The sequence below is a fragment of the Agrobacterium leguminum genome, assembly GCF_015704895.1.
Classification (GTDB): Bacteria; Pseudomonadota; Alphaproteobacteria; order Rhizobiales; family Rhizobiaceae; genus Agrobacterium; species Agrobacterium leguminum.
In genome coordinates this window covers 63,725-76,041 of sequence record NZ_JADQWB010000001.1, presented here as the reverse complement: position 1 = coordinate 76,041, position 12,317 = coordinate 63,725, and the positions used below count along the sequence as shown (strand labels likewise).

Below are 12,317 nucleotides of genomic sequence, written 5' to 3'. Positions count from 1 at the left end.
TCCGAGACAAAGACTCATTTCAGCGCGGCAACAAACTCCGGGTTTCATTTCTTGAACAGCAACCTTCTGCGCTCGGTCATATATGTGGCGTCCATCTTCGGGCTTTACATGGCGACGGCCATGTTCCTGCCGGCGCTCACCGATCTTTATTACGGCAATGACGACTGGATGGTGTTTGCGCTGTCGGGTTTCATGTGCGGGGGCTTTGCGCTTGCCTGCGCGCTGGCGACGCGCGGGCCGATTGCGGCCTTCAACAAACGTTTCGGCTTTCTGCTCGTCAACCTGCTCTGGCTGGTATTTTCCATTGTCGGCGCGGTTCCGCTTTACCTGTCCGAACTCAACCTGACGCTCGGCCAGGCGCTGTTCGAATCCGTTTCCGCCATTACGACGACGGGATCGACAGCCATTGCCGGTCTCGACAACGCGCCGCAGGGCATCCTTCTCTGGCGCTCTCTGCTGTGCTGGCTTGGCGGTATCGGTATCGTGGCGCTCGGCCTCTTCATCCTGCCGCTGCTGCGCGTCGGCGGCATGACCTTCTTCCGCATGGAATCTTCCGACACCGGCAACGACCGGCCTTTCGCGCGGCTGGCGAGCTTTACCCGGGCTTTCGTGGCCATTTACATCATCATGACGCTTGCCTGTACGATCGCTTACGATTTTGCCGGCATGTCGCATTTCGATGCGCTGAACCATGCCATGTCGACGGTCGCGACCGGCGGTTTTTCCACCCATGACGCGTCTTTCGCCTATTTCGACAATACGGCGCTGCTGTGGATCGCCACCATCTTCCTGATCTTCGGCAGCCTGCCCTTCTCGGTCATGATCCTGCTTGCGGTGCGCCGCCGGCTGGAAACGTTGCGCGACCCGCAGATCGCCGTCTTCCTCGGCTATCTCTGCGCGATTTCCATCGCTGTCGGCGTCTATCATCATCTGAGGAACGGCGTGCCGCTGGACGATGCGCTCAGCCACTCCTTCTTCAACATGACCTCCATCCTTTCGACCGGTGGCTTTGCCAGCGACGACTATACGCTCTGGGGGCCTTTCGTCATCATCGTCGCCTTTTTCGCAACCTTCATGGGCGGCTGCTCCGGCTCGACCGCGGGCGGCATCAAGGCATACCGCTTTCTCATCATGTTCAATGCGGTACGGGCGGGGCTGAAGAAGCTGATCTATCCGAACGCGGTCTATTCGGTGCGTTACGGCCAGCAGGTTGTCGATCCCGATACGATCAGGACGGTCTTCCTGTTCGTCAGCTGTTTCATCGCGCTTTGGATCGCCGGCAGCCTTGCCATAAGCCTGATGGGTTATGATTTCCTCACAGCCACATCTGCGGTGGCGACCTCGCTCGCCAATGTCGGGCCCGGCATCGGCCCGATCATCGGACCGGCGGGCAATTTCTCCACCATCAGCGATCCCGCGCTTTATCTCCTCTCGGTCCTGATGCTGCTCGGACGTCTGGAAATCCTGACGGTCCTGGTGCTGCTGATGCCGATCTTCTGGCGCAGCTGATGTCGTGGCACAGTTGTTGAGCGCCAGCGAATAAAGCGCTTGACCTTCCCACGTTGGAATAGTCCAGGCTCCTCCTGTTAGAATTCCAAACCATGGAGAACCGCCTATGTGCACCGCTCACCAGCATCACGCCGAAACCACCACGGCACCGGTTGATGCAGACCTTTCTTTTCACGTTGAAGACATGACCTGCGGTCACTGCGCCGGAGTGATCAAGGGCGCGATCGAAAAGACCGTTCCCGGCGCTGCCGTGCATGCCGATCCGGCAAGCCGCACGGTCGTGGTTGGCGGCGTCTCCGATGCGGCACGTATTGCCGAAATCATCACCGCTGCAGGCTATACGCCGGAAGCGCGCGCCTGATCCGAAGAGATACCGGCGGCGCTTCATCCCTGCGGCCGCCGGATCGCCCCACCTGCCCCGCTTCACGCTGCATTATGTGACGGGTTTTGGACGGCATCCGTCCCTCTTTCCTCCCCGATGGCGAATGCCCTCTCCCTTTCAATCAGGGATGACGGAGGAGATTTTTCCAGTTTAATAAAGCGAATCATCCACATGCCGTCACACCGGCCTTGTGAACCTGTCTGCCCCCTTCCGGTGGATCAAGGCACGATATTTATTGTATTCGTGACGTTCCCCACCTCCGTCATTCCGACTCAGGGCCGGAATGACGGAGGAGAGGTTCAAGGGCCTCATCACAAAAAAGACCCGGCTCTTGCGAGCCGGGTCTTTCTCAATCAGCACCATCACGCCAACTTACTTTGTCGCCAGATCCTTGGTCATGACAAAATAGTTCAGCGGATGCGGCTTGTAGTTTTCGAGCTTTGCCGAATAGGCGTCGAACACGGTCTCGTGGATGAGGAAGACGGAGACGGCTTCGTCATAAATCTTCTTCGCCGCTTCGCCGTAAATGGCGTAACGCTTGACGGGTTCATTGGCCGAATAGGCGGATTTGATCAGTTTGTCCGTCTCCGCATTGCAATAATGCGAGATGTTGTAGCTGCCGCCGCAGGTGTAGTCGGCATTCAGGAAACCGGCCGGTTCGGCGACATCGGTGGCGTAACCGCGAGACAGCAGCGCCATGTCGAAGTTGCCGGCCAGCATATCGGGCTCGATGGCGCTGTAATCGGCAACGCGAACATCGACCTTGATGCCGATTTCCTGCAACTGCGCCTGGATGATCGCCGCGACGTCCTTGAGTTCGGTCTTTGCGGTATAGGCAAGGAGCGTCACTTTCAGGCTGCCGGGTGCAACGCCGGCCTCTTTCAGAAGATCCTTGGCTTTTTCAACGTCATAGGCGGGTTTGGTTTCCTTTGCAGCCCACGGTTCGCCGGCAGCAAAAGGCATGGTCGCGCCCTTGACCACGCCTTCATAGATACTCTCGGCGATACCACCCGTATCGATGGCGGCCTGGATCGCCTGGCGCACCTTGATATTGTTGAAAGGCGGCTTTGAATTGTTCAGCAGCAACTCGGTGATACGCGGCGATGGGATTGGCGCGACCTTGACGCCATCGGTGGATTCGATGGTCTTGACCGTCCATGGCGGCACGAGCCGCGAAACCTGCGCTTCCCCGGTTCGGACCTGGGTGGCGCGCGTGTCGGCATCGGGCACGAAATTGACACGGCCGCCGGAAAGTTTCGGCATGCCGCCCCAATAGTCGTGATTGGCCGTCATAACCATATGCTGGCTGGGATCGACCTCGGTGATCTTGAAAGGTCCGGTGCAGGTTCCGATGGGATCGACCTTACCGTCCTTATAGGCGGATGGAGCAAGGATGGAGGTGGCGGGGCTTGCCATCTGCGCCGGCAGCAGCACAGAGGGTTCGATCGTCGTGATCTTCACCACATCATCGCCGCCAGCTTCGACGGCGGCAATCAGCTTCGGAGAGAAGGCACGGGCGGGCACGGGTGCTTTTAAGAGATTGCTGAGTGCATTGACCGCGGCCTTGGCATCGAGCGGTTCGCCGTTCTGGAACTTGACACCCTTGCGCAGCTTGAATTCCCACACCTTGGGATCAGACTGCTTCCAGGACTCGGCGAGGCTTGGCTCCAGCTTCATGTCATAACCGACACGCACCAGGCTTTCGAAACAACCCGCACGCGAGCCGAGATAGGCGTCGTCGGAAGCCATCTGCCAGCCGGTCTTCACACCGAAATTATCGTCATAGGTAATCGTGGCGGCCTCTGCCGCATGCGTTCCAAACGAAACCACAATGGCGCATGACGCCAAAAGTGCGTGCTTCATCATAGAATATTCCCCTTTTATTTTTGATGACAACGCTCACAATTTGTATATTTTCACGAAATTCCACTCAATCATTACAAAGGCAATAAGAATACCCTATGGATATCTCTCGATTATCCATTCGAATATTATCTATTTTACGTTTTGTACTCGGAATTTTATTCCGATATTAATCCGCAAACACACAATTCATCTGTTTTTACGGCAACAGAAAACTGTAACTGCGTTGTCCGTCAGCCCCATTCCCGCCAGCGATGGCAGCGCGCGAAATGCTCGCCGGAAATGCCTTCCAGAACGGGTTCCACCTCGCCGCATATCTCGGTCGCATATTTGCAGCGGGTGTGGAATTTGCAGCCGCTCGGAGGATTGAGAGGGCTCGGCAGATCGCCGTCCAGAAGCATCTCCGGTGCATATAACCCCGTCTCGTCCAGCATCGACGATGCTATGAGAGCCTTGGTATAGGGGTGCTTCGGCGCCCGGAAAAGTTCCTCCCGGTCGGCGATTTCAACGACGCGTCCGAGATACATCACGGCGATGCGATCGCAGAGATAACGCACCACACGCAGATCGTGGGAAATCATCAGAACCGTCAAACCGTGACGGCGCTTCATGTCCATCAGAAGGTTCAGGATCTGCGTGCGCATCGAGGCGTCGAGCGCCGATGTCGGCTCGTCGCAGACAAGGAAGCTCGGATTGAGAAGCAGCGCACGGCCGATGACGACGCGCTGCAACTGGCCGCCGGAACACTGACTCGGATACCGATCGTAAAAAGAGCCGTCGAGGCCGACCTCTTCCAGCATCCGAAAAACCCGGACCGTGCGCTCCTCGCGCGTGCCGATGCCATGCTGGGCAAGCGGTGCTTCCATGCTCTGGCCGATACGCATGCGCGGATCGAGTGCGGAATAAGGGTCCTGAAACACCAGTTGCACGACCCGGCGCATACGCCGAAGCGCCTCGCCCTGCATGTGCAGCATATCGTTCTGTCCGATGCTGACCTCGCCTTTCGTTGCGTGGGTCAGCCGCGTAATCAGCCCGGCAACCGTGCTTTTGCCGCATCCGGATTCACCGACGAGACCAAGCACTTCCCCCTCGCCGATCGTCAGGGAAACATCGTCGACGGATTTCACCACACGGTGACCGAAGCCCGATATGGGATAATATTTGCAGAGGTTCTTCGCGACCACGAAGGGCCGCTTGCCGTTTTCCGCCGATGGCGGGGTCTGTGTCGTCGCTGTCGCTAGCATCGTCGCCCTCCCTCAGCAGACCGTGTGGCTGGCATGATCGTGACCGGCATGATCATGGCTGGCATGGTCGTGACCGACCGCCCAGCACCGCGCCTTGCGCCCTTCGGGCAAGGCATTCAGATCCGGTTCCGAGGCCATGCAGCGGCCGCTCATGCCTGCCGAATTGGCAAGCGCGCAGCGCGGATGAAACCGGCAGCCGCAGGACATGTCATGGGCCTGCGCACTGGAGCCGGGGATCGTCAGCAACTGCCCCTCGCTGTCGGTGGTCAACAGCGAACAGCTGATGAGCGCCTTGGTATAGGGGTGCTGCGGCGCCTTGAGGATCGCCTGGGTCGGCCCCTCTTCGACGATGCGGCCGGCATACATGACCGCGATCCGGTCCGCGAAGGCGGCGACGACCGAGAGATCGTGGGTGATGAGCAGCGTGGCAAGCCGGCGCTTGCGGCGCTCATCGTCGAGCAGGCGCAGGATTTGTGCCTGGACGGTGACATCAAGCGCCGTCGTCGGTTCGTCGGCGATCAGAAGCTGCGGATTGCCGGAGAGTGCGGCCGCAATCATCACACGTTGCGCCATGCCGCCGGAAAGCTCGTGCGCAAAGCATTGCGCCCGCGCCGACGGATCGGGAATGCCGACGTCCGACAGGAGACCGACGACCCGGTTAAGTGCGGCGTGCCGGCTCATTTTACGGTGGATCCAGAGCGGCTCCGCCACCTGCGTCCTCACCCGGCTGGTCGGGTCGAGCATGGCCTGCGGCTGCTGGAACAGCATGCTGATATCGGCGCCGCGCAGCGCATCGAGTTCGGAAGATGAAAGAGCGAGAATATCGCGCCCGGCAAAGGAAATACGGCCGGAATTGATTTCCGCGCCCTGCGGCAAAAGCCGCATCAGCGACAGCGCCGTCATGCTCTTGCCCGACCCGGATTCGCCGACGAGAGCGACGACTTCTCCGGCGTTGACGGAAAGCGTCAGGCCCGAAATAACAAACTTGCGGCCATTTTGCGCCGGCACGGAAACGTGCAGGTCCTCTATCTCCAGAAGCGGTGCGCATTCAGGGGACATGGCCGTATTGGCAAGCGTTTGTCCTTCGATATTCATAAGAGTTCCCCTTATTTTTATTGAATCGGAGGCATTGCGTATTCTTCATGCGGCTTCAGACGATATTACTCTCCTTCCGGTTCCGTTGCGTCATCTATGTTTGACAATCGTCAAATCGACCATTGCCCGTTCGCAGGCGTCAATGACCGCTCGTTTTCTTCGTTTCCAGGTTCAGGCCATGGCCGATCCACGTCACGCTGAGCGCCGCCAGGAAAATCGCCAGACCCGGTGCGATGACGAGAACGGGCATCCGTTCCGCGTAAGCCTGCGCATCGGCCAGCATCAGCGCCCAGTCGGCGGCCGGCGGCTGTACGCCAAGGCCCAGAAACGACAATCCACCCACCGTGATCAGCTTGTGGCCAAAGCGCAGGAACGCCACGGCCGCGATGGGCCAGATCGTGTTGGGAATGATATGCCGGAAGATGATGAAGCGCCGTGTGCAGCCGAGCACCTCTGCCGCGCGGATATATTCGCGGGAATTGATCGAGAGCGTCAGTCCCCGCGCCAGCCGCGCAAAAGGTGTCCAGCCAACGATGGTCAGCGACGCGATCAGCGTGCCATATCCCGGACCGAAAATGGCGACAAGGAAAATCGCGATCACCACGTCCGGTATGGCGATGAGCAGGTCCACGATGCGCATCAGCACTTCGTCGAGGATGCCACGGCTGCGGCCGCTGATGATGCCGATGAAGGTTCCGATCACGACCGACAGAATGACGGTGATGGCGGCAATCGTGACCGTGAAGCGGCCGCCGATCAACAGCCGGCTCAAGACATCGCGCCCGAGATGGTCCGTCCCCAGCCAATAGGCGGCGCTCGGCGCATTCAGCCTGAGCCGAAGGCTCTGCTTTGCCGGATCATAGGGCGAAATCCACGGTGCGATCACCAGCAGCAGGATGATGACGAGAAAAATCGCCGATCCCGCATAGAAGGTCCAGTGCCGGCGGCGGATGAAATCCGTGAACCGGGCGAGGTTCGAAGGGCGCTTGGGCGTGGTCATCGGCATGGCGGCGACAGGCGCGCTCGGGAAGTGGCTAATGGTCATGGTGAGCTCGCATTGCTGGATTGATCAGGACATAAAAGCTGTCGGCCAGGGTATTGATCAGGATGGAGAGCGCCACGATGCAGATGAAACCGCCCTGCAGCATCGGAATGTCGCGATTGACCACGGCGTCGTAGAGAAGCCGGCCCATGCCGGGAATGGCGAAGATCACTTCCACGACCACCGATCCGCCAAGCAGGCCGGCAAGCCACAGGGCGAAGAAGGTGACCACCGGCAGCGAGCCGTTACGGATGCCATGGCGCATGACCGTGCCATGCATGCCGAGACCGCGGCTGCGGGCCGCCGTGATATAGGGCGCGCGCAGAACCTCGGCCATTGCCGCGCGCGTCACCTGGGTGAAATAGGCGAGCGGCCGCAGCGTCAGGGTCAGTGCGGGAAGCACCAGCGAACGCCAGCTATCCCATCCGGCCGAGGGCAACCAGCCGAGATAGAGCGCAAAGACCAGTGCCGACATCGGCGCAAACCAGTATTCGGGCGTTGCAACGAAGGTCTGGATCATCAGCGTCGCGAAATTGTCCAGCCGACCGCCGGGACGCATCGCCGCCAGGGTGCCGAGCGGCAGGGCGACGGCCACCGCGACCGCCAGCGCCGTCAGCGCCAGCGTCACCGACACCCAGAGCGATCGCAAAAGCTCGGCGGCGACCGGCTGGCTGCTGGTGAAGGAAAATCCGAGATCGCCCCGCAGCGCGCCCGACAACCATGCGAAATATTGCACATAGAGCGGGCGGTCCAGTCCGAGGCTGACCCTGAGCGCCTCGACCGCGTGAGGATCGAGCGCCGTATCGCGCATGCGCGACATGAGAATGGTGCGGGCCGGATCGCCGCCCGCCATATAGGGCAAGAGAAACGCGATGACGGACACGATCGCCAGCATCAGGCACAGAATAAGGAAGCGCTGTATTATCTGTATCCACATGGCTTGGTCTCCTTCACCACAATTGGCGTCTGCACTGCAATCCACGCCCGTTTCCCAAAGGAAAACGGCCGCTTATTTCACCGGGCGCTGTAGATCCATCACCGGACCGGAGGTGCCCTTCAACATTCCGGTGCGCTTGGGCACGATGGCCACGGTCGTAAAATCGATATCCTCGGCATGGGCGAGATCATGGATGATCGGGCAATCCGGCTCACCGTTGTCAGGGCAATAGGTTGCAAGATTTCGCAGCGTATCGGCCATCTCGCGAAGCGTATGCATCTTCGCTTCCAGATCGACGACATGTTCCATGACGATGCGTTTGACATCGCAGGAGGCGCCGCCCGGATCGCGCCAGAGCGTCATCAGCTGCCTGATCTTTTCGATGGAAAAACCGAGATCGCGTCCGCGCCGGATGAAACGCAGCGTTTCCAGATCATTGGCCGTATAGACCCTGTATCCGGACTCCGTGCGGTTTGCCGATTTGATCAGGCCTATTGTCTCGTAATGCCTGATCATCTTCGCAGAAACACCGGATGCGGTGGCGGCTGTGCCAATATTCATCGATCCTGCTCCTATCTTTCCGGGGTGAAAAACACGTCTGCATGAATGTCGGCGGTGCGCATGCCGCGCGCCAGAAGCTGCGGCACCGTCGCCTCGATCATGGCCGGCGGGCCTGCAATATAGGCTTTCCAGCCATCGAGATCGTCGAAATCATCCGCCACGGCCGCACCGACATAACCGCACCGGATATCGGCATGTTCCTCATGCGAGAGCACCGGAACGAAACTCAGATTGCCATGCCGCGCGGCAAGATCGCCGAAGCGGTCGAGCATATAGAGATCACGCTCGGCGCGCGCGCCGAAATAGACATGAACCGGTCGTTCGCGGCCCGTTGCGAGCGCCGCCTCGACAACTGCCTTGACCGGAGCGAGCCCCGAACCGCCGGCAATGCCGAGGATCGGCCCGCAATGTTTTTCCCGCAGGAACGAAGAGCCGAAAGGCCCGACTATCGTGACGGGGTCACCCACGCTTGCGAGCGAGAAGATGCGGCTGCTCGTCATGCCGCCGGGAACATGCCGGATGTGGAATTCAATCAATTCTTCATCCACCCTGCTGGCAATTGAATAATCGCGCGGCGAACAGTCGGGATAAAGCAGGCGCACATATTGTCCGGGTTTGAAGGTAAACTGCCCGCGATCGTCAAGCCGGATGCGGATGAGCTTGATATCGTGCGTCGCATCCAGCGCTTCCGCAACCACGCCCTCAAAGCGGCCGGTCGGAATATCGGCGATCTCATCCGCCCCGTCGAGCCAGCTGATCGTCATGTCGCTCAGCGGCACGGCCCGGCAGGCAAGCGTCAGGCCTTCAGCTTTTTCCTCTTCGGTCAAGGAGAAGGGCGTATGCTTGAGAAGATCGATTTCGCCGGAAATGAGGTGAGACTTGCAGGCGCCGCAGCGGCCCATGCGACAGCCATGCGGATAAGTAACCCCTGCCGCCAGTGCGGCCTGAAGCACGGTCTCACCCTGCGCCGCCATGATGCTGCGTCCGATCTGCGGCAGATAGATTGTGTTGCCAGGCGTCATCATGTCCGCCTCCTATTCGGCCGCTGCGAGCTGCATGCCGGACGATCTGTCCACCAGCGGTGCGCGGAAGCTTTTCAGGCGCAGCGCGTTCGTCAATACGAAGACGCTGGAAAGCGCCATGGCTCCGGCGGCAAGGACAGGCGACAGCAGAACGCCGTTGACAGGATACAATATTCCGGCCGCCACGGGAACGAGAGCGGCATTGTAAGCGAAGGCCCAGAACAAATTCTGGCCTATATTGCGGATCGTGGCCTTGGAGAGTGCGATGGCATTGGCCACGCCGCGCAAATCGCCAGACATCAGCACCACATCGGCGCTTTCAATGGCGACATCCGTGCCCGTGCCGATGGCTAGGCCGACATCGGCGGCGGCCAGCGCCGGCGCATCGTTGATGCCATCGCCGACAAAGGCGACACGTCGCCCGCCGGCGGCAAGCCTCTTGACGGCCTCCACCTTGCCGTCGGGCAGGACTTCCGCCACCACCTCGTCAATGCCGAGCCGACGGGCGATGGCTTCCGCGGTGCGGCGATTGTCACCCGTGATCATCGTGACCTTGAGGCCGAGCGCATGCAGCGCCGCAATCGCTTCCGGGGTCGTCTGCTTGACCGGATCGGCAACCGCGACGATCGCAGCCAGCCTGCCATCGACGGCGGCATAAAGCGGTGACTGCCCTTCCCTGCCCAGCCGCTCGGCATCGTCTGCGAACATCGCGACATCGTAACCGAGCTTGGTCATGAACCGGTCCGCGCCCGCTTCCACCCTGCGGCCGTCAACCATGGCTGCAACACCAAAACCGGGGGTCGCCTCGAAGCCTTCCGCATCGGCAAGCGTCAGGCCGCCATGTTTCGCAGCCTCGACGATCGCTTCGGCAATCGGATGTTCGGAATGGTTCTCCAGCGAGGCGACGAGGCGCAACACCTCATCCGCATCGAAGCCCTCTGTCGTGGTAAAATGCACCAGTTTCGGTTTGCCGAGCGTCAGCGTGCCGGTCTTGTCGACGGCGATCACATCGGCATCGCGGAGCGTCTGGAGCGCATCGCCGCGGCGGAACAGCACGCCCATTTCGGCGGCGCGGCCGGTGCCGACCATGATCGAGGTCGGCGTGGCAAGGCCCATGGCGCAGGGACAGGCGATGATAAGCACCGCAACCGCATTGACGAGCGCGAAGGTCAAGGCCGGATCAGGCCCGAACATGAACCAGACGATGAAGGTGGCGAGCGCTGCCAGCATCACCGCCGGCACGAACCAGTTGGTCACCTTGTCCACCAGCGCCTGAATGGGCAGCTTGTCGGCCTGCGCCTCCTCGACCATGCGGATGATCTGGGCGATCAGCGTATCGGCGCCGACCTTGGTGGCGCGGAAGGTGAAAGAACCGTTGCGGTTGACCGTGCCGCCGACGACTTCGGAACCCGTCGCCTTGGTGACCGGCACCGGTTCGCCCGTGATCATCGATTCATCGACATAAGAAGAGCCGCTGAGGACCAGCCCATCGACCGGCACTTTCTCGCCGGGGCGAACGACGATCACATCGCCGGTGCGCACATCCTGCAACGGCACATCGATGGTTTCGCCATCGCGCAGCACGCGGGCGGACTTGGCCTGCAGGCCGACAAGCCGCTTTATCGCCTCGCTGGTGCGGCCTTTGGCGCGTGCTTCGAGAAAACGTCCGAGAAGGATGAGCGTGACGATGACCGCCGCCGCCTCGTAATAGACATTGGCCGTGCCGCTCGGCAGGATTTTGGGCATGAAGGTTGCGACTACCGAAAATCCCCAGGCGGCGGCGGTGCCCAGCACGACGAGCGAATTCATGTCCGGCGCCAGCCGCAGAAGTGCGGGTATGCCCTTTTTGAAGAAACGCAGGCCGGGCCCGAACAGAACCAGCGACGTCAGCGCAAATTGCAGATACCAGCTTTCCTGCATGCCGACCGTTTCCATCACGAAATCATGGATGGCGGGCACCAGATGCGACCCCATTTCCAGCACGAAAACCGGTAGCGTCAGAACAACGGCGACGGCGAGGTTGATTTTGAGGCTGCGCAGTTCCGCCTCGCGCTTGTCCTGCTCTCCATCCGTGGCTTTGTCGGCGACAACCTCGTTCGCCTTATAGCCCGCCCGTTTGATGGCATCCGAAAGGTTGGCCGCAGAGGCGGCGTTGCCGGCGACGCGGACGGTGGCGCGCTCCGTCGCCAGATTGACGCTTGCACCGGAAACACCGGATACGGCCTTCAACGCCTTTTCGACACGTCCAACGCAGGAGGCGCAGGTCATGCCCTCAATATCGAGTTCGATGGTTTTCTCTTCGACGCTGTAACCGGCCTGCCGCACCGCCTCGATAACGGCCGGCACATCCGGCGGCCCGGAAAAGGAAATGTCGGCACGTTCCGTTGCCAGATTGACCGAAGCTTTCAGAACGCCCGGCACCTTGGCAATGGCCTTTTCCACGCGGCCGACACAGGAGGCGCATGTCATGCCATCGATCGCAATCTGATGGCTCGCCCGGATCTCCATTTGTGACATGCGTATGACCCCTCTTTTCTGTGTTAAAAAAAAGATAGGGCTTCCCATCGTGGCAAGGTCAATAGGTTCTTTTTGATGATTTTCAAGTGACGATGCCGTGCACGTGAACGGGTGTTTTACGCCGGCTCACAGACGATTAAGTAAG

Annotated in this window: 10 protein-coding genes; 2 read left to right on the top strand and 8 right to left on the bottom strand. The window is 60.2% G+C overall.

Going from position 1 to position 12,317, the window contains the following annotated elements; translation table 11 throughout:
* Positions 1-51 precede the first annotated feature (51 nt).
* Both I3J13_RS00355 and I3J13_RS00350 read left to right on the top strand, forming a co-directional pair.
* Complete coding sequence (locus I3J13_RS00355; protein ID WP_196377686.1) at positions 52-1,509, top strand: TrkH family potassium uptake protein; 1,458 nt, start codon at positions 52-54, stop codon at positions 1,507-1,509.
* Between the two features lie 106 nt (positions 1,510-1,615).
* Positions 1,616-1,870: a heavy-metal-associated domain-containing protein gene (locus tag I3J13_RS00350; protein WP_003521591.1), complete on the top strand. Its 255-nt coding sequence runs from the start codon at positions 1,616-1,618 to the stop codon at positions 1,868-1,870.
* Positions 1,871-2,263: 393 nt separating this feature from the next.
* Here the strand turns inward: I3J13_RS00350 and I3J13_RS00345 are convergent, their stop codons facing one another.
* The 8 genes from I3J13_RS00345 to I3J13_RS00310 all read right to left on the bottom strand — a co-directional run bounded on the left by I3J13_RS00345 (position 2,264) and on the right by I3J13_RS00310 (position 12,172).
* Positions 2,264-3,757 (bottom strand): ABC transporter substrate-binding protein, encoded by a 1,494-nt coding sequence (locus tag I3J13_RS00345; protein ID WP_196377685.1) that lies wholly within the window; start codon positions 3,755-3,757, stop codon positions 2,264-2,266.
* Between the two features lie 230 nt (positions 3,758-3,987).
* Positions 3,988-4,998: an ABC transporter ATP-binding protein gene (locus tag I3J13_RS00340; RefSeq protein ID WP_196377684.1), complete on the bottom strand. Its 1,011-nt coding sequence runs from the start codon at positions 4,996-4,998 to the stop codon at positions 3,988-3,990.
* Between the two features lie 12 nt (positions 4,999-5,010).
* Positions 5,011-6,093, bottom strand: coding sequence for an ABC transporter ATP-binding protein (locus tag I3J13_RS00335; RefSeq protein ID WP_196377683.1), 1,083 nt, complete (start codon positions 6,091-6,093; stop codon positions 5,011-5,013).
* 139 nt (positions 6,094-6,232) lie between these two features.
* The gene (locus I3J13_RS00330) at positions 6,233-7,138 is read right to left on the bottom strand and encodes an ABC transporter permease (protein WP_196377682.1); all 906 of its coding nucleotides are present in this window, start codon (positions 7,136-7,138) and stop codon (positions 6,233-6,235) included.
* Positions 7,128-8,072, bottom strand: coding sequence for an ABC transporter permease (locus I3J13_RS00325; RefSeq protein WP_020810438.1), 945 nt, complete (start codon positions 8,070-8,072; stop codon positions 7,128-7,130). Before I3J13_RS00325 ends, I3J13_RS00330 begins: the two co-directional genes overlap by 11 nt.
* 72 nt (positions 8,073-8,144) lie before the next feature.
* Positions 8,145-8,633, bottom strand: coding sequence for a Cu(I)-responsive transcriptional regulator (gene cueR / locus I3J13_RS00320; protein WP_003520818.1), 489 nt, complete (start codon positions 8,631-8,633; stop codon positions 8,145-8,147).
* Positions 8,634-8,644: 11 nt separating this feature from the next.
* Positions 8,645-9,655 (bottom strand): 2Fe-2S iron-sulfur cluster-binding protein, encoded by a 1,011-nt coding sequence (locus I3J13_RS00315; RefSeq protein WP_196377961.1) that lies wholly within the window; start codon positions 9,653-9,655, stop codon positions 8,645-8,647.
* Between the two features lie 12 nt (positions 9,656-9,667).
* Positions 9,668-12,172 carry a heavy metal translocating P-type ATPase gene (locus I3J13_RS00310; protein WP_196377681.1) on the bottom strand — a complete coding sequence of 835 codons (2,505 nt, stop codon included), beginning with the start codon at positions 12,170-12,172 and terminating at the stop codon, positions 9,668-9,670.
* Between the last annotated feature and the right edge of the window lie 145 nt (positions 12,173-12,317).